Raw genomic sequence first — 20,170 nt, forward strand, 5'->3', positions numbered from 1 at the left:
GCCCCCTGCGGGGCGGCACCTCCGTCAGTTAAATGCGCGCTTCAGTTCGAGCGTGCGTAACACCTGTCCCCACTCGCTTCCGCGCATGGCAGGAATGCGAACGGAGCGCCCCTTTCTGCGGCACTTTGCGATATGTCTCCCCAGCGCCCGCATTTCGGTGCTGATGTCGTCACGGTCGATATCACTGTGTTTAATACGCACCTGCTTTTTAGGCGGCTGATTATCCGCCTCGCAGATCTGGACATACAGGGCGGTCGGTGTAACAATCGACGCTCTACTGAAATGATTCATAGATGTTTCCTTTTAGTTGAGGCCGGATTCATCGTTCCTAGGCGAATAAATCCGGCGTGATATGGCAGACGAAAGTCTGCCTGTTTCATTTCTGGCGCTGCATTTCCTCCTTAACGCGCGCCAGGATCTCCGCGTGGTCAAGGTTGCTGTAGTCGCGCATCCGGTAATAACGGATACCGATCCGCGCGTAGATTTCGGTCACGTTTCCGCAGACCATTTCCGCCAGCATGAAGGTTTCACACTCGCCGTTCTCACTGCTGCGCCAGTTCATCGGGTACATCAGCCCCAGCGCATCATGGAAGGCGTGAACGTCGATTTCGGCGGGTACTTTCACCGCCGCCTTTTCCCGGCTCAGCCAGTACGCCCGCTCTGCCTCTGCGGTGGCCTGAATTCCCAACAGGGCGGAGGATTCGGTCAGATGTAAGTGCATGGTTTATCTCCTTCTGGTTAATGGCGTTGATATTTCGCCGTGGTGGTTATTCGTCGAACGTGATGCCGGAAAAATGCGCCATCAGGTGCAGCATGTCGGCAATCTCGTCAACTTTCTGCTGAATGGCAGGTGTTGCCTTACCGATGTGCATCGCCGTTGCTTTCAGCTCGTCCATACCGATGCTTGCCGCTTCACCCAGCGCCGTTTTTTCCGTATTGCTCTGATACTTCAGCAGGGCTTTGCTGACCTTGTTTTGCAGGCTCTCAAGCTCGCTGAGCGCGCTTTTCTCCCATGCGTCGACGCTGAATGTGCTGTTCGCATTACCGTTGCTGATGCTCATGATGTTTCTCCGTTGTGACTAGCGGCATACCCTGCCGCCGTGTTTAGTCAGGCCAGTGCACTCACTCTGCGAGCATGGCGTATTCAAAGTTCATGCAGTTTTTCAGGCTCTGGTTCGCATACGCCCACGCCGCCAGCCCCGTTTCACCGTATAACCGGACGGCATGAGCTTTAGCCTGTAACCACGGCTGCACGACATGGAACGACAGCAGCGGCTTATCACGCATCCAGTCGAGCACGCCCTCGTCCCAGACGTTTTTGCTCATGGCGCAAAGGATGTTGCAGACTTCTTCCGCCTCGTCGGCCTCTGACAGTTGCAGGTTCCAGACCTGACACAGCTCCAGCAGGTATGACTTTTGCTCTGCGATAACACAGGCCAGACGGACTTTCGGGTCTGTACCCCATCTTCCGGTAGATTCTTGAGCGGCGGTTTTGACGTTGACGTTTTGTGTGTGCATCCTGGTTTTCTCCTGTGGTGATGGTTGTCCATCTCCCTGGTGAGTTCTCTCGCGGCAAGGGCAAAGGAGCAACGGCGGGGCGGCAGGAGAAGGGCGGAGACGATAGTTTTTGCGGCACGCAAAAAGTTTTGGCGGAGTGCATTTCACCCTTCGGATGACGAACTGACGGTGCTACAAGCAGCCCTCCGCGTGAGGACGCACGGGGGATGGCCTCACCGGGGGAACAGGATGCACACACCCGACACGTCGGAACGGCGTGGCGCCATTAAAGCGACGGCATCAGCCGGCGCGGTGAAGGCGTTCCGGACGGCACGGCCGGAGAAGCCGCATCCCTTGACCTTCGCCATCAGACCCTAGCGTCAGCCCGAAACCCTAAGGGGTTCGGCGGAGCCCGGCGGGTGCGCAGCGGCCGCCCAGGCGGAGTGGGGCTCGACGACCGGACAGCAGCGCTGGCCGGGAGCCGAAGGGGGCCATCGCCCTGCCCGCTTTTTGGGTTATGGCCATAACGGAGCAGCAGCTGAGGAAGTTAACCAGCAGGACGCCGGATATGGCGCCCGGGATGAAGAACACAGGGAAAACGAAGCTGAAGCCAGGAATGAGCAGGTAACTCACGGCGCTCTGACTTCAGCAAAATCAGGCAGGAAAGGCTGGAGTGTGGACAAGGCGGAGGGAGCAGAGGGGCAGCGCCGGAGGCGCGTCCCCCTTCCCCCGTTCCCCGGAGGGGAACAGCCCTTCCCGGAAGTTCAGGCGTGCGGTCGCGCCAGGAAGGAAAAAGGGGCTACCATCTAACCGGTAACCCCTTCATAAAGGCGCTTCAGGCATGTCAGAGCAACTCAGCACCTGAAAAGGCGGGGGGTTCCCCCGCCTCCAGGTAGCTTACTTACCGGATTCGTAGGCCATAAAAGCCGCCACCTCCCTGTTCGTGTCCCTGTACCGGATTTCGCAGAGCGATTTTCGGGTCAGGTAAGTGAATATCAGCAGTGTGAGACACACTATCAACACGCACCAGAGCAGGGTACTTCGTGGCAGTTTCATAGCTGACTTCTCCTTGCCTTTCGGCAGGTAAGCGGCTAATCTGATGTTGTTCAGGCATACAGACTAAGCCTCGTGGTTAATGAGAATTAACTTCGGGGCTTTCTGCTTTCTGCCGCACAACAAGGAAACAAACCACCTTCACGTCATGAGGCAAAAAGCCTCAAGCGCCACGTCGATTATACCGGGCAGATGCTCTTTCTGACCAGGAATATCATTGGGCTATAAGCCACCCAACGGCACGAATAAGCAGGCAGAACATGTAAAAAATGACCGTCGCAGTAAACATCCCGATGACTATCGCCTGAGACACTTCCGGAGCACCAGACCACATACCGTCACTCCTGAACACCAGGAATGAAAATAACGCACCGAGTCCGGCAAGAGACAAAAACTGGAAAATAAATGCCCGCTTCCTGGTCATAACAACACTAATGATGAGATATCCATATCCTGCGCTAATCACAGCTATTAAAACAAACATTCGCAAAAAATGAGTAAAGGCATACTGAGCTTCTGTCATAAATGGTTTCCATTCCGGGTAAGTTGCACTGATACATTCACAGACTTTAATCCGCGTATTATATAACCGATTTACGCTGGTGATATTCCACGAAAGTACTCAGGCCGTGCCGCCAGTTCCCGCTCAATGAGTTCATCAGCAAACAGCGGCGCAGTTCTGTTAACACGACGTTCCAGATTCCGCCAACGGGCAGCTGCTTTTCGTTCATCACTCCAGCGTCTTATCTTCCTTTCATCCAGAAAATCTACGCACACTGCATATCCGGCTCCGGCCACCCACAGTGACATCACGGACTCAGGTGCGGGCTTCCCTGCCTCCACCACTTCTGACGCCAGCTCTGGTTCACCGGGACAGGGACCGGGACGCTTCCAGCGCAGTGAGTAACGCCACTTCATACCTGACTCCGCGCGGTCAGCTTGTTCGGAACCAACCAGCGCTCCAGCTGCCTGGCAGACTCAGTGCTTTCCCGCGCCAGCGCATCCGTTTCAGCCATCACCGTCCAGAAAGGCTGGTTCTCCGTCATCCAGCGTTCCATTAACGCCAGTGACGGGAAACGCTCGCTCCAGCGCCAGAACATCTCCTCCAGGTCGTACTGGCGCAACTCAGTCCCCGACCAGCGTGCGCTCCAGCTGCTGACTGTTTCCGGGGTATGGAATGCCAGCTCAATTTCTGCCTGGCCCGCCAGCGCCTGGTACGCCCGCTCACGCTGACACTGTTCTTTGTGACGCTGGCGGGTGTTTTTTTCATCCCGCAGGGCGTCCTGACAACGAACGCGCTCGGTCTGCTGAAAGGCAACCTCCGGAAAGAGGCGCTGACCGGCACCGACGGGAAGCGGCAGCCAGCAACACGTCCCGCGACTTTCAATCAGGGCATCGATGGCACTGAGCCAGCTGTCCCTGCTGCCCCGCAGCTCCCGCGCCGTCAGCACCGGCGCAAAATAATTAATTTCCCTGACAGTGATGCGCGTGCTGCCCGTGAGCCGGCGAAAAAAGGCGCTGGCATACGGGTACGCCGCTGACACCGCGCTGCGCGACCGCCTGCGCTCAACCTCAGCGATGGCTTCCATCGCGGCGCGTCGCTCAGGGCTGAAGGGAACCAGAGAGAGATGTGAAGGGATCATGCCGCGCCCTCCGCTGCCAGAATGCTGATGATGCTGGCCTGACTGTAGCCGTCCGCATCGAGACGCGCCGTCAGGCTGACGGTGTGGCTGACAAGCTCCGGCTGGTAGCCGCTCAGGGTACCAATGACGGAGAACGGGCGACCGCTGGCGGGAACGAACACCACCATCCAGACGGGACTGATACCACCGGGACTGCATACGGCAAGATGATACTGCCCGTGGGAAGGGGTGAAGCGGATTTGCACCGGAAAGAAGCCTCCGAACTCGCTGCGGTATTCGCCGTTCATGCCCCAGTTTTCAGGGCAGGACAGGTCACGCATGACGGCGTGGGTCAGTTCACGGCGGTAGTCCTCACCGCTGTCGCGCCAGTCCTCAAACTCATCACAGGACATCGTTTTCAGTACATCGGGGGTCAGAATAGTGCGCATGGGTATCTCCTTATCGCCGCCCCGCAGGGCGGCGCTCCGTTATCAGGCGGCGTGTGCCGTGTTGGTGGTGTCGTTGTCAGGGCTGTCGGTATCTGAAACAGCGTCGTCAGCACCGGACTCACCCGCGGGATCTGGTCCTTTCAGCCATGCCGGAACCCAGCGGGTGTGCTGCATAAAGTGCTCCGCATGCCCTGCTGCATCGCCCTTTTTCATCTTCTCAGCATCCCCCGCCGCACCCGTCAGCCCCGCCTCTTTCAGGGAGGCGACAATCTGCGGATGTTTCAGGCTGCCGAAGTAGTTGTCCTTCGTCGGCTGCCACCAGTCGCGCAGGTGGAACCCGATTGCCGCCTCGACCGTATCGAGGGTACTGCGCGAGGTGTTCCCCATATCGCGGGTCTGTACCCCGTCAACGGAACAGGCCGTGCAGAACGCCATCAGCGACATCAGTACCTCCCCGCTCAGGGCGAAGAAGGTGGTGAAGTCCTTCTCCCACCCTTCCGGCAGCAGGGCTTTCAGACGTGCTTTCTCTGTCATCAGGAGGTCAAACGCTGCGCCGCTCTTACCGGACGGGGCATTCTCCGTCAGGCTGCCGTGAGACACGGTCAGGCTGATGCGAAACGGGTGCGTCGTCGTCAGGCAGCCAGAAAACACGCAGGTACACATGCGCCAGACCATCAGCGCTACCGCCTTTTCGGGCTGCTGCATCAGCGACGCCTGTACTGCCAGCGTACGCTCGGAGGTCATTTTCGTGAGCAGCGGGACGCTGATCCCCTCTGCGGCATCTGTCTGACGCGAGGTGAACGGCACCGTTACGCTGCCGGATTCGGTCTCTTCCGGCATATCCGCTTTCAGGCGCACACCGCGCTGCACGTACACCTGCCCTTCGTACAGGCTGACCATCACCCCCGCGCCTGACTTCATGTCGTCAGTCCACGCGCTGACTTCTGCCGCCTCCTGAATGCCGAGGATGTCCGCTTCGATCGCATCCGACTCGTCGCAAACGCTGTCATATGCGTCGTACTGCTCCCGCAGCGCATCAAGACGCTGCTGCTGTTCAGGGGTGTACACCGGATCGGGTTCAACAGGCTGAACGAACTCCTTACCGTCTTCGCCGTGGTACCAGATGCGGGCTGCGCGTCCGCGACTCCATGCCCAGCCCTCACGCTGCTGAATGTCCAGAGCGATACGCTCCAGCTTCTCCTGCACCAGACGCTCAACCAGCACGCTGTCTGCCGTGCCGTCGCCCTCGTCCTGGCTGAACAGATCTTCACGAACGTAACCCCCTGCCGCCTCATACGCTTCGCGCCCGATAAACCGGAATCTGGTGCTGTCGGTGCGCATCTCGGTTTCAGTAATGGCGCGTTTAATCAGGTGTGCGGGCGCGTTTGACCAGCTGGCCTTCACGCTGTCGAATACCTCAACCTGACGGGCAGGATCGTCCTCGAGACAGAGCGCCTGACACTGCTCAACGGTCAGTTCGTCCTGCGCGAGCTTCTCCATCAGGGACGGCGCGAGATTTGCCAGCTTCAGCATGCGCTGGACGTGGCGGGAGCCGAAGCCGAGCGCATCGCCAATCTGTGCGGGGCTTTTACCCTGCTCTGCTAAGGTGCGGAAACCTGCGATTTGCTCGGCAGGATGCATGGCGGCACGCTGCTCGTTCTCCGCGACGGAGGCAATGGCAGCAATGTCGTCTGAGACGCGCTTCACGGCAACGGTGTAACCGGACGGGAGACGGTTTTCTTCTGCCAGAAGCTGCATGGCGGTGAGTCGGCGGCCACCTGCGGCCACACCGTAGCTGCCGTCGGCCAGCGCATGCACAATCAGGTTCTGAAGGAGGCCGAGCGCCCCGATGGAGTCAGCCAGACCGCGAACGCTGTCCACGGAATACGGGATAGTGCGCACGTTCAGCGGGGATTTAACGAGATCGGACAGCGGAACATACTCAATGACGGCGGCCTCAAGGGCGGCTTTCAGGGCTTCTTCCTGCGCCTTCGTGATTTTTTTGCTGCTCGCTTTTTTGGGTGCTTTTGCTTTAACATCGGTTACTGACATAGTTAATACCTCACAGATTGATGATTGTCCGGCCCTGCGGAGTTAGCGCTCCGGCAGGGCACCTCTTACTGCTTACTTCGTTTTACGGATACCGTAACGTTCGATGTAACGGTTAAGCCATTTCCCGGCATCCGCTTCAAAATTCCACGCGCGCCAGACCATCTCCCCATCCTTACGGACAACGAGGCGAAAGTGCGTTCCCTGGTCATCCTCAATCGCGACATTCTCAAACTCCGCCGCCACGCCTTCGGCCTGTTCGCGGGTGAAAGTGTCATCCGGTAACGGTCCGGCGTTATAAATAGTCATGCACTCTCCTTCTGCCCTGCCAGCGACAGGGCGTATTCATCAGGTTTCAGAACGGGGCATCATCATCCATCGGCGGATAATCGTCCGGTAACGGCTGCGGAGCCTCCTGAGACGGTGCGGCGCTCTGACGGCCTTTTCTGGCGCCCTTCACTTTCGGGGATTTATCAACAGTGCCAGCAGGTTGTGCCGGAGCGGCAGAATTCTGCGGTTGTGCGGGCTGCTGCGGTGCGGCACTCTGTGACTGACCGCCGTCACGACGCCCGCCGAGCATCTGCATGGTGCCGTTCTGCCCGACCACGATTTCGGTGACGTAACGGGTCACGTCATTGTCGTCCTGCCAGTTACGGGTACGCAGCTGGCCTTCGACATACACCTGAGCACCCTTGCGCAGGTACTCCCCCGCCACTTCCGCGAGCTTGCCGAACAGCACGACACGGTGCCATTCGGTATTTTCACGCATCTCTCCGGTCTGCTTATCGCGCCAGGACTCCGAGGTGGCGAGGCTGAAGTTAGCTACCGCGCCGCCGTTGGGCATGTAACGGACTTCCGGGTCCTGCCCCAGATTGCCCACGATGATGACTTTGTTGATGCCACGTACTGTCATGATGAATCTCCTTAATCAGTTGTTTTGCCCTTAAAACCATCACCCGTTGAGTTGCCGGGGCCGCGGTTTTGACGTTTTGCGGGGACCTGCTGAACGCGCCCCCTGGTTGTTACCTTCACCCGTTTGAGAGCCGTTCGCCGCAAGGGCGTAAACCAGCGCGGGCGATGGCGGATGTCCAGGGCGCGGTTTACCGCGTGCCATTTACCCTGGACAGCTGACAGCGGCTGTGCTTGTCTCAGCCCCAGCGAAAGGAATCAAAAGGGTGAAAAAACCAGGCAAGGAATGAGCAGGAACCCGCCGCAACGACGGAACGCGCGGGCGCGAAACGGCGTTGCGCCTTACAGCCCGGCGTCAGTATGCCGGGGTGCAGAAAGCGCAGGATACGGCGCGTGAAGGGCGGCGTGACCGGAACGGTCGCAGCAAGCCTGCCGTTGACGTTGCGACAGAGGGATGAAAACCCGCTGCCCCGGAGGGGCCGGGCAGAGACAGCTATGCTGGCTCTGTGCGGAGCATGACAGCCCCGGTTCCCGCAAGGGAAGTCGCCCGCAGTCATATCGCTCAGGAAGAAAATCCGACAGGAAATCGATATCAACCAGTACGCCACCGGTATGGCCACTATTGCCAGCGGCAACGCATGTATTAGCACCGGAACAGAAATAACGGCGACCAACTGCAGCACACCGGTATTCATACCCTGACACCACAGGAGCATCCGGCACTGGCGGAGATGCGCGGCGCCGCAGGCGCGGCGAACTTCGCCGGCAGGCAGCGCCTGCCAGGGTTTTGCGCGCGGGCTGACAGGCGGCTAAACCGCCTGCCGGGGATAATAATCAGTTGCTGAAGACATAACCGTCATGGAACACATAGCCGCTGCTGAACAGGTCACGCGCATAAGCTTCAAAATCGAAATAGCTGTGCAGCGGCTCCGGCACCTCATTTAACATGCCGTTGTCCTCCACCATCTCCTGTGCGTAGTCTTCCTCGCTTTCCGCCTCCCCGCAGTACGCATCATCAAACGCGTCATAGTCACATTCGCCGGTATACTCCGCCCAGGCGATAAACGCGGCCTCCCTGCCCTCTTCTTCAGCCTGTTTGTACGCGGCGATAAAATCCCAGTCGATGGAGCATTCCGAGACGAACTGCGACGGAATGCCTTCCCAGTCCTGGAACATAAACTCGGCGTCCCATTCATCGGCGTGCAGCGCCTGGCAGGACTCGTAAAAACCCTCCTGGCAGTCAAACTCCGTCAGGTCAAACCATTTACCGAAAATGCTGCCGCAGTTGTATTTGTGATACGTGCCAACGTAGACAGCAGGCGTGGTGGTTGTAGTGCTCATAAAAATTCCTCCTAGGTCGATGTGGTCTGAGTTCCGGCTTACGCCGTGCCGACACGACAGCCCGACAGGGAGCGAAAAATGCAGGGGCGATGCATGAAGCCGCAGCGCCGGTAAACAGCGGAGAGGGTCTGGACGGTTAGCGAGCGAATATTGAGCGAGATAACGACGGGAAGAACCGCGACAGGCATTTAAACAAACGGCGACCGGGTGAATGCATCGACGTCAGTGAACCCTTGCATTTGCAGCGTTCGGGCTAAAGTAGAGGCACGGCGTAAGCCGCAGGCCGCACGTACGTCACTCACCGCGCGGCCGTAACGCAGTGGAGGTCGCGCCGGAACAGAGGAGCTGGCGACATCCTTTTGATTTTCAGGACCGGCAGGGCCAGGATTGCTCCCGGCCCTGTGGCTGCATCAGATCCGTTCCATCAGCATTCTGACATCGTGCAGTGCCTGTTTGAGGGATTCAGGCGTGGGTCGGCCCGCCTCCCATGCCTGCCCGACGAGATTTTCCAGGTCGCTTTCCTGTCGCCGCAGTACGCGCATGAGTAGCGCCGCGGGAACAATTACCTCGCGTGCCACGGCCTCACGGTGCCGTACCAGAAGGTCGCATACGCCCGAATTTGTAACGCCTTCCCTGCGATATACAGCCATATCCGTATTACCGGTTGTTTCCATCAGTCCCTGAATCTCGGCAGGTTCCGGCTTTACATCAAGTTCACCGCAGGCGACGTAAAAAGCTTCTTCGGTCCATACCAGCAGTACCAGCGGCTCGTCGGGGGTGAACATGTTTTCGAGCCGGGTGCTGAGTTCTTCGCGTGTTCCGTACATTTTGATTCTCCAGAGTCGTTTTCTGACGGGCGTTTCCGCCCGCCCGTGTCAGTCTTTAAAGCTGGCGTCCAGCTCCAGCGCCTGCCGGTGTGCTTCAGGATAAAGTGTGTTGATGCGGCAAATTGTCTGGCGGGCCAGGCGCTCCGTCAGGTTCTCCGCGTCGTAGCGGTAGCGGGATTCAAGCGCATTGAGCGTGGCGCGCAGATCGCACATGCTGTTTGCAAGGGCGGCAACGTCGGCACGCAGCGCTTCGTTTCCGGCGTAATTCGTCATGCAGCCTCCGGAAGCCAGTCACCGTTGGCAGCGGGCAGGCACATTGAACGCCGGACAGCGGCCAGCCGCTGAACGCCAGCCCGGTGATACTGTTCGAGCAGCTCAATACCGATGTACCGCCGCCCGGCCTGTAGTGCAGCCACGCAGGTGGAGCCACTGCCAGCAAAGGGGTCGAGCACAATCGCGCCGGGATGCGTGAAGGACTCAATCAGCGGTTGCAGGCTGGTTACGGGTTTTTCGGTCGGGTGGTGCCGGTTGCCGCTGTATTTCCAGCCCAGCACGTCCGGCAGCGGGTTTTGTGGCAGACGTGGGCGGCCTTTTGCCAGCAGGTAGGCACACTCATGGCGGTAGCCCACATAGGCGGACTTCGATGTGTAGGTTTTGGTAAAAACCAGGTGGCCGACAACGCTGAATCCGGCCTGTTTCCAGGCGGCCATAAAGCGATCGACGCGGTTCCAGCCGTAGAAACTCACCATCAGTGCGTCTTTTTTCAGTACGCGGTACATCTCATGGCAGGCGGGTTGCAGCCATTCATCGGTTTTATCGCCGGCGATGGTACGCCCCTGACGGTCACGAAAACCTACCAGATATGGTGGGTCGGTCAGGATAAAATCGACAGCGTTATCCGGAAAGCCGGACATGATATGGACGCAGTTACCCAGGATGAAACGGGACATAATCATTCTCCTTTCTCAAATGCGGCGCCAGTTACGCCGTGCCGATACGACAGCCGGGTTAAAAGCGGAGAATGCAGGGGCGGTGCCGCAAGCCGCAGCGCAGTGAAAAAGCAGACGCTGGCTGGACGGTTTGACGGCGAAAATTGAGACGGAAAACGACGGGAAGACAGCGGATAATGCCTCTGAAATTAACTGCGACCGGGTGAGGACACCGACAGAGTGAACCCTTGCATTCGCAGCGTCCCGGCTACAGTAGCGGCACGGCGGCCACACGATGGCAGGAACCTGAAATACGGCCTATGTTCAGAACTGAGGTGAACCCTGATTAGAGATCCACAGCGGAGAAACACAATGTGCGGTCGGTTTACGCAGTACAACTCACGCGAGGAGTACCTGGCCTTTCTCGGAGAAGAAGCTGAACGGGATATTCCGTATGATCCGGAGCCCGTCGGCCGCTACAACGTCGCGCCCGGAACCCGGGTATTGCTGCTGAGTGAACGCCGCTCGCAGCTGCATCTTGATCCTGTTCACTGGGGTTATGCCCCGGAGTGGTGGAACAAGCCCGCTCTCATCAACGCCAGAAGTGAAACTGCGGCCAGCAGCCGGATGTTCAGGCCACTCTGGGAGCACGGACGGGCCATTGTCTTTGCCGACGGCTGGTTCGAGTGGAAACAGCAAAACGGCGTGAAACAGCCGTTTTTCATTTACCGTAAGGACGGAAATCCACTCCTGCTCGCAGCCATCGGGAAACAACCATTTGTAAACGGCAATGACCAGGAAGGATTCCTGATCGTCACGGCAGCTGCGGATGAGGGACTGCTGGACATTCACGATCGGCGACCGCTCGTGTACTCACCGGCTGCCGCACGTAAATGGCTCAGCGAAAAGACAACCGGTAAAGAGGCGGAAGACATTGCCCGTGAGGGCAGTCTTTCCGCCGGAGATTTCACATGGCACCCCGTCAGCCGGGCAGTTGGCAATCCCGGTAACCAGGGCCGGAAACTTATTGAGCCACTGACCTAGCAGACGCTGAGATACGCGGCATCCACTCACAGGGTTATGCACCGTTTCTGTGGATAACTCTGAGCCTGTTTTATCCGCCAGAACAATGACCTGACAGTAGCCGGTAAAATTCTCCTTGCAGGACGGAAAATATCTTAAATAATACTGTATATAAAAACAGGTATTTTAAGAGGTAAGCCATGATCCTTTTTGTCGCTCCCGCATCTGAGCCAGCACTGTTCACCGCACCACTTTTCACAGAGCGCTGTCCGGCAGGTTTTCCGTCACCGGCAGCGGACTACACCGAAGACGAACTGGATCTGAACGCCTACTGTATCCGTCGCCCCAGCGCGACCTACTTTGTCCGTGCCATTGGCGATTCGATGAAAGATATGGGCCTGCACTCCGGCGACCTGATGATTGTCGACAAGGCCGAAAAACCCATGCAGGGGGATATTGTCATCGCAGAAACAGATGGTGAATTCACCGTTAAACGCCTGCAGCTTAAACCCCGAATCGCCCTGCTGCCGATGAATCCCGCCTACCCCACCCTCTACCCGGAGGAACTACAGATATTCGGCGTGGTGATAGCATTCATACATAAGACGCGGGGTACTAACTAATGTTTGCGCTCGCTGATGTGAATTCGTTCTATGCGAGCTGTGAAAAAGTGTTCCGTCCGGACCTGCGTAACAGGCCCGTTGTGGTGCTCAGCAACAACGATGGCTGCGTTATCGCGCGCAGTGCTGAAGCGAAACGGCTGGGTATTAAAATGGGCGTCCCCTGGTTCCAGCTGAGGACGGCACAATTCCCGGAGCCGGTCATCACGTTCTCGAGCAATTACGAGCTTTATGCATCGCTGTCGAACAGGGTTATGTCTCATCTCGAGGAGCTGGCACCGCGCGTGGAGCAGTACAGCATTGACGAGATGTTTCTGGATATCCGCGGTATAGACAGCTGCATCGATTATGAGGACTTCGGCCGGCAGCTGCGCGAGCACGTGCGCTCCGGTACGGGGCTGACAATCGGCGTCGGGATGGGGCCGACCAAAACGCTGGCTAAAAGCGCACAATGGGCATCTAAGGAATGGCGGAAGTTTGGTGGCGTACTTGCTCTGACTTCAGGCAATCCAAAGCGAACGGAGAAACTGCTCTCACTACAGCCGGTGGAAGAAATCTGGGGAGTAGGTCGCAGGATCTCAAAAAAGCTTAATACGATGGGCATCACTACGGCACTGCAGCTGGCGCGCGCGAACCCTGTATTTATCAGGAAAAATTTCAACGTTGTGCTGGAGAGAACCGTCCGGGAACTCAACGGAGAAAGCTGTATTTCGCTTGAAGATGCGCCTCCGCCGAAACAGCAGATTGTCTGCAGCCGGTCCTTTGGGGAGCGCGTCACGACGTATGAAGCAATGCGGCAGGCAGTCTGTCAGTACGCCGAGCGTGCAGCTGAGAAGCTGCGCGGCGAGCGTCAGTTTTGCAGGCATATTGCTGTATTTGTGAAAACGTCACCGTTCGCGGTGAACGAACCGTATTACGGGAATGTGGCCAGTGAGAAGCTGATGACTCCCACGCAGGATACCAGAGACATCATTGCCGCAGCGATTAAAGCACTGGATCGGATCTGGGTGAATGGCCATCGATATGCAAAAGCGGGTTGCATGCTCAATGATTTCACTCCTGACGGGGTTTCTCAGCTGAACCTCTTCGATGATACTCAGCCCCGGAGCAACAGTAACCAGCTGATGAAAGTCGTAGACGGCATTAACCATTCCGGTCTGGGGAAAGTGTGGTTTGCGGGACGAGGCATCGCTCCTGAGTGGCAAATGAAGAGAGAAATGTTGTCCCCTGCATACACAACACGCTGGAATGATATTCCTAAGGCTCGTCTGTCTTGATTTGTATCATACTTCACAAGTATGAAGTATTAAATCACACTTCCTATTTATGATTTATTATGTATGATACTTAATGAACGACCCAACTAATCATACTTCACACTTCATAATTAGGATCTATCATGATAACAGTTATTGGTGGTAATAAAGGTGGCTCAGGGAAAACCACCACTGCAGTAAACCTTGCTATAGGTCTTGCTCTCAGGGGTAAAGATGTTTGTCTCGTAAATGGTGATCTCCAACGGACAGCGGCAAAGCACCTTGCTGAACGGGAGGCATCTGAAGTGTTGCCAGCTATCACGCTTATAGAGAAATTCGATAACCTGACTCAAACACTACGAGCACTGGATGAGAAGTATGAGCATGTAATAGTTGATGTTGCAGGTCGTAACTCAAGAGAGTTCATTACCAGCGGTGTGGTTGCTCACAAAATCATCGCACCTCTGCAATGTTCCCAGCCTGACTTAGATACCCTGATTGAGTTACAGCAACAAGTAGAAGGTATGAGAGACCTCAATCCAGATCTGGAAGTCTATTGTCTTCAAAGCATGGCCACTACAAACCCTGTTTTAAGAGGCAATGAGCGTAAAGAGTTTCTTGAATATCTCGATGAATTCCCAACGATAAAAACTCTGGATTCAGTGATTTGTTTCAGAAAGGTTTACCGTGACTGCATGAGCTCTGGTTTAGGAGTATTAGAAACGGATAATACTGCTGCAAAATCGGAAATGGAGAAACTAATGGAAGAGGTATTTGGATAATGGTTAAGAAACCCAGCCAGCAGGCCTCTTCACGTCCAGTAATAACGCCGGAACAAGCAGACGAACTTGCACAGCGTCTCGCTGACAAGCCCTATGGAGATCCAGAGAAACCCAAACAGGAACAAGAGAAGCCTGAAAAACAATGCAGAACGACAATTTCTCTTTATGAGTCTATGTTGTTGAAAGTAGAAGATTTAGCTCTGAAGAATAAGCGAAATGGAAAGGAACCTAAGAACGTTAGTGCCATAGTCAGAGAAGCACTGGAACTATACTTAGGAAATATGAAATCATAAATCATACTTCATACTTCACAAATGATATTTATGAGGTTTGATTTCCAGGGTTTAAGGGCCAGTACCTTTTTATATCAAAAAAACCTGCGCCCCCTTATCTTAAAACTCAAAACCCTGGTTCCATTTGTTTAGCGCAGACCACTGCACTCACATTGCAACTAACATGACCCATTTGGTCTGCGACACCACTTCCTGTGTGGCAATATAATGGGATCTCGTATCCCCGCTGAACAATCTTTCCATCGTCATCTTCTTCGATGACTTTTAGTTTAGGTGTCCCTACTGACCAGCCCTTAGCACCACCTTCAGTACCTTCGCCCATAACATATAATCCATTTGGCACATCCCCGTCGTTAGAAACAGCTCCAGCACTTCCACCGGCCCATCTTCCACCGCTCATTCTGTAGCTTTTGTCTAATCTAAAATTACGGGGAAACGGAACAAGAAAGGGCGGGGATGCAGTCACTTTTGCTTCATTCCCAGGCTCAGCATTAGCCTCTTTATATGCTGTTCCAATATACGTCAAACCCTCAGGACAAGAGGGGGACGGGGCGGCTAAAGACTGCGACGCAGACAGGATTAAATATACGGAAAATGAAGCCATTATTGTGTATTTCATAAACACTCCTGACATGATTACTCTTCACTTTCTAAAAATAAACATGTTGGGACTTGATAACACTCATACCATAGAATGATTAAATGTCATTCCGTCTACTTCTCATGGCATTTCGTCAACTGCAGCTGAGCGGCCAACTGAAGAGATGTGGGCCTAACTCGCCACCAATGCACCGGTGCGGTCGCAGAACTGCTAGCAAATACTCTCCGTTACATAATCCCCTTACCAGCTTGGACACTCAGGTAATTCTGTCCACAATAAAACACAGCTAACAAATTTCTAGCAGGTGAAGCACTTATGGGATAACCTCACAACATACCTCCTTATCGCCCCTAGTCCCTATGCTGGATAGCACTTTTTGTTAAAAAAGAAGAACAATAGTATAGTATTGTTTTCCCTAACAACAGCTTCCTCCAGACTTCAAGTCGTAAGAGTGGAGGCTTTTTTTTTGGCTTTTCGATAGGATTGTTGAATTGTCAGATCTCATTCCATACCAAAAACCATACCAGTCAAGCTCTGATTTGTGTCAGAAACTGCAACGAGATGGTTTAACTATCGCTGATGTTGACAATGCGCGAAAGGTACTTGAGAGATGTAGTTACTACCGATTTAAAGCCTATCTGATTCCTTTTCGTGACGAGGCTACCCGCAGATATTATCCAGAGGCAACTTTTGATAAAGCGCATGAGCTATATCTGTTTGATCAGGGGTTACGGCTGCTGGTTTTTAAATTGATACAAAAAATTGAAATTGCCGTGCGCAGTTCTTTTGATTACTGGGTTACTGGAAAAAATCAAAATTCGTTTTGGTATCTAGATTCATCCCTATTTAATCATAGTGATAATCATATCAGAACTGTTTCCAGTGTAAGCATGTCATTCAGAAAATCAAAAGAAGAATTTGCAGAACATTATAGGTCAAAATACTTTAACGAATATTGTCCGTTTCACCGGGGGTTGCCTCCAGGATGGGTGTCAATTGAGTTGTTAACCTTCGGTAATCTGAAAAGCCTGTTAGAAGCCTTTAATCCTTATTCTATCGCAAGTTTGAAACTGGATAGATATGCATCGAGAATTGCGGGGGCAAAAGACTATGTAACTCTTTTGGACTGGTTAACTGTCATCCATACAGTACGTAATGATTGCTGTCATCACACTCGTTTATTTAACAGAAACAGACGAGCACCTAAGCTGGTGAAGAACTTACTTAACCCAGACATTCCGCTAGTGAAAACAAATGTAACAAACCGAGATCAACTTAATCGGATATATACCTCACTTGCCGTTATTCAGAAAATGTTGAGTGCATTTGGTTTTGAGAAATTTGGGGAAGAAGTTCAAGCACTATTCGAAGAATATCCGGTATCTAAATTATTCTATGCTTCAATGGGATTTCCTGAACGCTGGAATGAGGAACAGCTATTTTTTTAAAAAAACCGCAAGCTAATTTCAGGAACTCAAGAAAGAAAGGTCGTGTCAGCGGTCTTTTTTTCTGATGTTTCTCGTAGATTCTTTCGTCCTTCACCCCTGCGAAAATCGCAGAATTCACGTAGCGCACCGCCGTGACTGCTTCCCTCAAAAAAACTCACCGATAATTTTCGTAATGAAAATAACCTAACTCCATGTAAAAAAACAAATTATGTTCGCACCGGCGTTGAGCTGCAGCTGATGGCCAACATCCGGAACGCCTGCGACCGAGCCAGATAATTTGAACAAGATTCCGCGCTCCGGGCGACGTGTCCGGGCAGATCAGCAGCGGACTCTGGCTGCTTCCTGTTTCATTCCCGCACCACCTGGACAGGGAGGTTATTCCGTCCAGTTCTGCTGGCTGGGCGGGATCTGGCCTGGTATAATGTTTAACCTAAACGTACATCCAGCAGGTGAATCATGTTCAATAATGATTTTCTGTTTTATGCACCCATCTGTATAGGTGTTGGCATAGTTGCCTATTTTCTATTTATTAAAAACAGCTAAGGCCGCTCAAGCGGCCTTTTTTACGCCTCTCGTTTAATTCCTCCGGCAGTTAGACATACAGGTAATTCTGTCCAGCATTATTTTTGCCACTTTCGTCCATTCGTCGCGGCCCTTCAGTAACGCACAAAAAATGCTATTAATCCTGGACATTTAGGCACGATCGGAAAAAGTGTCCAAAAAATATTTCGGGTGATCGTGTTTAATTTTATTGACCCGCAGCGCAAACCGTGAGTCTGTTCAGAACTCGTTTCTGAACAGGGGAGGGGTTGGACAAGCCCACCGGGCGCGTCAGCCTGTCACATTGGGGTATGCTCTATATATACCATCAGCAAAGATACCGACGAATGTTATTGTGACCACATAAGTGATACCATAATACACAAGACCACTTAAATGTTACCAGAAGGGCAAATAATGTTCGTTTTTGGTTACCTCCGGGCATCAACATCAGAGCAGGATGCCAGTCGGGCAAAAAATGCACTCAAGGCATTTGCAAACCAACATGGCCATCGTATTGCTGGCTGGTATATCGATAATGTATCCGGTACGACAATGAACCGCCCTGAACTAATCAGGCTTCTTGAAGATGCAGAACCCGGTGATATCATTCTCATTGAACAAGTCGACAGGCTTACCCGTCTGGATGATGGGGGCTGGGAGACCCTCAGAAAGCAAATCACCGACAAGCAGCTGGCCATCGTCAGCCTTGATCTACCAACCAGCCATCTGGCGCTATCCAGCACAGTAAGTGATGACTTTACCCGTAGCATGCTGAAGGCCGTAAATGGCATGATGCTGGATATGCTCGCCGCTATTGCCCGAAAAGACTACGAGGACAGGCGACGTCGCCAGGCTGAAGGTATAAGCAAGGCAAAAGCAGAGGGCAAATATCGGGGCAGGGTAGCTGATGCGCAGAAACATGAACTGATACGCACTCTGCGTCTGGTCAACGGTAAATCGCTGCGGGAAACAGCCCGTCTGGCTGGAGTTTCAAAAATGACGGTCATCAGAGTCTGCGCCAGCGTTAGTTAGATACCGAACGCCGGCATTCCCGGCAAGGAAGAAAGAACTTATGCCATCCACTAAAAAAAATGATGCATATGCACGCTGGCTCATAGAGCAGGCAAACAGGAAAGAAAAAGAAGAAATTTCATGTTCGCTCGGAAGGCTAAAAATCACTCTGTTTAATGTTGTGGTGATCGGCCTTCTCTCAGCTATTTTGATACTAGCGATAATGCATGTACCTTCATAGAGCAGCGTGCAGCCAGTAGTGGTAACATATCGGGGTCATTTTTCAGAGCCAGGCTGATGAAGAAGAAAAGCAGCACACCCACTCCCCACGATGCCACGTTCAGGCAGTTCCTGACGCAACCGGATATTGCGCGGGATTTCATGGAAATTCACCTGCCTGCAGAACTGCGCTCAGTCTGCGATCTCAGCACACTGAAGCTGGAGTCCGGCTCGTTCGTAGAGGAAGATCTCCGCCAGTATTTCAGTGACGTCCTCTACAGTCTGAAAACCACAGCCGGCGACGGATATATTCATGTTCTGATCGAGCACCAGTCAACGCCTGACAAACATATGGCTTTCCGCCTGATACGCTATGCGGTGGCCGCTATGCAGCGCCACCTGGAGGCAGGGCATAAAAAACTGCCTCTGGTGATACCGGTGCTGTTCTATACGGGTAAACGCAGACCGTATCCTTATTCAACCCGGTGGCTGGATGAATTTGACAATCCGGCGCTGGCAGGCAAGCTCTACAGCAGCGCTTTCCCGCTGGTAGACGTTACCGTCATTCCGGATGATGAAATCGCCGGCCATCGCAGTATGGCCGCACTGACTTTGCTGCAGAAACATATTCATCAGCGGGACCTCGCTGAACTGGTTGACCGGCTGGCACCCATTTTGCTGGCCGGATATCTGTCTTCATCCCAGGTAATATCGCTGGTACACTATATCGTGCAGGCAGGCGAAACAGCTGACGCCGAAGCCTTTGTACGCGAACTGGCACAGCGTGTGCCGCAACACGGAGACGCACTCATGACCATCGCACAACAGCTTGAACAGAAGGGTATCGAGAAGGGCATCGAGAAGGGCAGGGCTGAAGGCCTGCAGCTCGGTGAACAGCGCGGTATTGAAAAAGGAGAGCGTGAAGCTACCCTTAAAATTGCCCGTACCATGCTGCAGAACGGTATCGATCGCAGTACCGTCATGAAAATGACCGGTCTGTCTGAAGACGACCTTGCGCAGATCCGCCACTAATCCTTTCCTGAGACTCCCTGTCCGGCCATCAGCGTAAACTGGTGGGGCAGGGAGGCACCAGACTCAGGCTCTGCGTGCCAGTCACAGCGATTAAACAGCTTAATCACCCCCGCCACATTCCCCGTCAGACGCGCTGTCAGCGGATATATCTGTCGGCCGCTGTCGTCAAAAGCGACATCGAGGTTGTCCCGGGACAGATAAATGACGTTCACGCCCGCACTGAGCGCCACGGCATTTCGGCCGGACCATTCCCGATCGCTCAGCAGACGGTAGTTCCAGTGCATATCTTTCGCTGTTTCCAGGGCATACGTCAGCCGGAACAGGTCGTTCTGCTCGGACAACTCACCGGTGCAGGAGCGCCAGAGGTAATTCAGCTTGCTGGCCAGCTTCGCGCTGATGCCCAGCTGGCGCCCCTGCTTCAGAAGCCATTCGATATCGGGTGTAACATCACGCGAAAACCGGCGTTGCTTAAGCGCAGTCGCAAGCCATCGGGTGAGAAAGAGGTTTTCCTGTGCCGGCGACAGAACGCCACCATCCTGTCTGGCCAGCGCAAGTGCCACCAGGGCGCACCATGCAAGATGGCCCGATTTATCTGTCAGCGTCAAGCTTGCCTACTCCCTGTATCAAAATTCGTTATACGATGCAGCTCGCGTCGGTATTAATCCG

The 20,170-nt window shown here is 54.1% G+C and carries 26 protein-coding genes and 1 pseudogene; 8 read left to right on the forward strand and 19 right to left on the reverse strand.

All coding sequences use genetic code 11. The features are described 5' to 3' along the window. Positions 1-24 precede the first annotated feature (24 nt). The 17 genes and pseudogenes from V4835_RS00265 to V4835_RS00355 all read right to left on the reverse strand — a co-directional run bounded on the left by V4835_RS00265 (position 25) and on the right by V4835_RS00355 (position 10,697). A complete protein-coding gene (locus tag V4835_RS00265; protein WP_172686995.1) occupies positions 25-291 on the reverse strand; it encodes a hypothetical protein in 267 nt (88 codons plus the stop codon). Positions 292-376: 85 nt separating this feature from the next. Then, positions 377-721 carry a hypothetical protein gene (locus tag V4835_RS00270; RefSeq protein ID WP_172686994.1) on the reverse strand — a complete coding sequence of 115 codons (345 nt, stop codon included), beginning with the start codon at positions 719-721 and terminating at the stop codon, positions 377-379. Between the two features lie 46 nt (positions 722-767). Continuing rightward, complete coding sequence (locus V4835_RS00275; RefSeq protein ID WP_172686993.1) at positions 768-1,061, reverse strand: hypothetical protein; 294 nt, start codon at positions 1,059-1,061, stop codon at positions 768-770. A 61-nt stretch (positions 1,062-1,122) separates the two neighbouring features. Next, positions 1,123-1,518: an ammonia monooxygenase gene (locus V4835_RS00280; protein WP_279750548.1), complete on the reverse strand. Its 396-nt coding sequence runs from the start codon at positions 1,516-1,518 to the stop codon at positions 1,123-1,125. Positions 1,519-2,394: 876 nt separating this feature from the next. Then, positions 2,395-2,520 (reverse strand): type I toxin-antitoxin system Hok family toxin, encoded by a 126-nt coding sequence (locus V4835_RS00285; RefSeq protein ID WP_223540704.1) that lies wholly within the window; start codon positions 2,518-2,520, stop codon positions 2,395-2,397. Then, positions 2,462-2,611: pseudogene (locus tag V4835_RS00290) on the reverse strand (DUF5431 family protein); the annotation flags it as partial. The gene V4835_RS00285 and the pseudogene V4835_RS00290, both read right to left, overlap by 59 nt. A gap of 153 nt (positions 2,612-2,764) precedes the next feature. Next, on the reverse strand, positions 2,765-3,073 hold the full coding sequence (locus V4835_RS00295) for a hypothetical protein (RefSeq protein WP_172686926.1): 309 nt from the start codon (positions 3,071-3,073) through the stop codon (positions 2,765-2,767). A gap of 71 nt (positions 3,074-3,144) precedes the next feature. Continuing rightward, on the reverse strand, positions 3,145-3,468 hold the full coding sequence (locus tag V4835_RS00300) for a theronine dehydrogenase (protein ID WP_172686991.1): 324 nt from the start codon (positions 3,466-3,468) through the stop codon (positions 3,145-3,147). Continuing rightward, the gene (locus V4835_RS00305) at positions 3,465-4,193 is read right to left on the reverse strand and encodes a plasmid SOS inhibition protein A (RefSeq protein WP_331411006.1); all 729 of its coding nucleotides are present in this window, start codon (positions 4,191-4,193) and stop codon (positions 3,465-3,467) included. The genes V4835_RS00300 and V4835_RS00305 overlap by 4 nt, the downstream gene beginning before the upstream one ends. After that, positions 4,190-4,621, reverse strand: a complete 432-nt coding sequence (gene psiB / locus V4835_RS00310) for a conjugation system SOS inhibitor PsiB (RefSeq protein WP_172686990.1) — start codon at positions 4,619-4,621, stop codon at positions 4,190-4,192. Before psiB ends, V4835_RS00305 begins: the two co-directional genes overlap by 4 nt. Before the next feature lie 42 nt (positions 4,622-4,663). Continuing rightward, positions 4,664-6,673 carry a ParB/RepB/Spo0J family partition protein gene (locus tag V4835_RS00315; RefSeq protein ID WP_172686989.1) on the reverse strand — a complete coding sequence of 670 codons (2,010 nt, stop codon included), beginning with the start codon at positions 6,671-6,673 and terminating at the stop codon, positions 4,664-4,666. A 72-nt stretch (positions 6,674-6,745) separates the two neighbouring features. Then, a complete protein-coding gene (locus V4835_RS00320) occupies positions 6,746-6,979 on the reverse strand; it encodes a DUF905 domain-containing protein (protein WP_172686988.1) in 234 nt (77 codons plus the stop codon). Between the two features lie 46 nt (positions 6,980-7,025). Further along, on the reverse strand, positions 7,026-7,583 hold the full coding sequence (gene ssb / locus V4835_RS00325) for a single-stranded DNA-binding protein (protein WP_172686987.1): 558 nt from the start codon (positions 7,581-7,583) through the stop codon (positions 7,026-7,028). An 830-nt stretch (positions 7,584-8,413) separates the two neighbouring features. Then, positions 8,414-8,920, reverse strand: coding sequence for an antirestriction protein ArdA (locus tag V4835_RS00340; RefSeq protein ID WP_172686985.1), 507 nt, complete (start codon positions 8,918-8,920; stop codon positions 8,414-8,416). A gap of 410 nt (positions 8,921-9,330) precedes the next feature. After that, entirely contained in the window at positions 9,331-9,747 is a 417-nt protein-coding gene (locus tag V4835_RS00345; RefSeq protein ID WP_172686984.1) for a DUF1380 family protein, read from the reverse strand. 48 nt (positions 9,748-9,795) lie between these two features. Further along, on the reverse strand, positions 9,796-10,020 hold the full coding sequence (locus tag V4835_RS00350) for a hypothetical protein (RefSeq protein WP_172686983.1): 225 nt from the start codon (positions 10,018-10,020) through the stop codon (positions 9,796-9,798). Further along, entirely contained in the window at positions 10,017-10,697 is a 681-nt protein-coding gene (locus V4835_RS00355; protein ID WP_172686982.1) for a DNA methylase, read from the reverse strand. Before V4835_RS00355 ends, V4835_RS00350 begins: the two co-directional genes overlap by 4 nt. Positions 10,698-11,048: 351 nt before the next feature. Between V4835_RS00355 and V4835_RS00360 the strand changes: the two genes are divergently transcribed. The 5 genes from V4835_RS00360 (at position 11,049) to V4835_RS00380 (ending at position 14,650) form a co-directional block, all read left to right on the forward strand. Next, a complete protein-coding gene (locus tag V4835_RS00360) occupies positions 11,049-11,720 on the forward strand; it encodes an SOS response-associated peptidase family protein (protein ID WP_172686981.1) in 672 nt (223 codons plus the stop codon). A gap of 179 nt (positions 11,721-11,899) precedes the next feature. Continuing rightward, the gene (umuD, locus tag V4835_RS00365; protein ID WP_172686980.1) at positions 11,900-12,322 is read left to right on the forward strand and encodes a translesion error-prone DNA polymerase V autoproteolytic subunit; all 423 of its coding nucleotides are present in this window, start codon (positions 11,900-11,902) and stop codon (positions 12,320-12,322) included. After that, on the forward strand, positions 12,322-13,596 hold the full coding sequence (locus tag V4835_RS00370) for a Y-family DNA polymerase (RefSeq protein ID WP_318155586.1): 1,275 nt from the start codon (positions 12,322-12,324) through the stop codon (positions 13,594-13,596). The genes umuD and V4835_RS00370 overlap by 1 nt, the downstream gene beginning before the upstream one ends. Before the next feature lie 122 nt (positions 13,597-13,718). Beyond that, positions 13,719-14,357 carry an AAA family ATPase gene (locus V4835_RS00375; protein ID WP_172686979.1) on the forward strand — a complete coding sequence of 213 codons (639 nt, stop codon included), beginning with the start codon at positions 13,719-13,721 and terminating at the stop codon, positions 14,355-14,357. Beyond that, on the forward strand, positions 14,357-14,650 hold the full coding sequence (locus V4835_RS00380) for a CopG family transcriptional regulator (protein WP_172686978.1): 294 nt from the start codon (positions 14,357-14,359) through the stop codon (positions 14,648-14,650). Before V4835_RS00375 ends, V4835_RS00380 begins: the two co-directional genes overlap by 1 nt. Positions 14,651-14,756: 106 nt before the next feature. On the opposite strand, the gene V4835_RS00385 is transcribed toward V4835_RS00380, so the two are convergent. Continuing rightward, positions 14,757-15,269, reverse strand: a complete 513-nt coding sequence (locus tag V4835_RS00385) for a hypothetical protein (protein ID WP_172689088.1) — start codon at positions 15,267-15,269, stop codon at positions 14,757-14,759. A gap of 473 nt (positions 15,270-15,742) precedes the next feature. Between V4835_RS00385 and V4835_RS00390 the strand changes: the two genes are divergently transcribed. The 3 genes from V4835_RS00390 (at position 15,743) to V4835_RS00400 (ending at position 19,504) form a co-directional block, all read left to right on the forward strand. After that, positions 15,743-16,699: an Abi family protein gene (locus V4835_RS00390; protein WP_172686976.1), complete on the forward strand. Its 957-nt coding sequence runs from the start codon at positions 15,743-15,745 to the stop codon at positions 16,697-16,699. Positions 16,700-17,656: 957 nt separating this feature from the next. Then, positions 17,657-18,274, forward strand: coding sequence for a recombinase family protein (locus V4835_RS00395; protein WP_172689087.1), 618 nt, complete (start codon positions 17,657-17,659; stop codon positions 18,272-18,274). Positions 18,275-18,550: 276 nt separating this feature from the next. Then, positions 18,551-19,504 (forward strand): Rpn family recombination-promoting nuclease/putative transposase, encoded by a 954-nt coding sequence (locus tag V4835_RS00400; protein WP_172686975.1) that lies wholly within the window; start codon positions 18,551-18,553, stop codon positions 19,502-19,504. Here the strand turns inward: V4835_RS00400 and V4835_RS00405 are convergent. Continuing rightward, positions 19,501-20,109, reverse strand: a complete 609-nt coding sequence (locus V4835_RS00405) for a DUF2913 family protein (protein ID WP_172686974.1) — start codon at positions 20,107-20,109, stop codon at positions 19,501-19,503. The two genes, V4835_RS00400 and V4835_RS00405, sit on opposite strands and share 4 nt — an antisense overlap. Between the last annotated feature and the right edge of the window lie 61 nt (positions 20,110-20,170).

The sequence above is a fragment of the Enterobacter cloacae complex sp. CARB60 genome, from assembly GCF_036487345.1.
Classification (GTDB): Bacteria; Pseudomonadota; Gammaproteobacteria; order Enterobacterales; family Enterobacteriaceae; genus Enterobacter; species Enterobacter asburiae_D.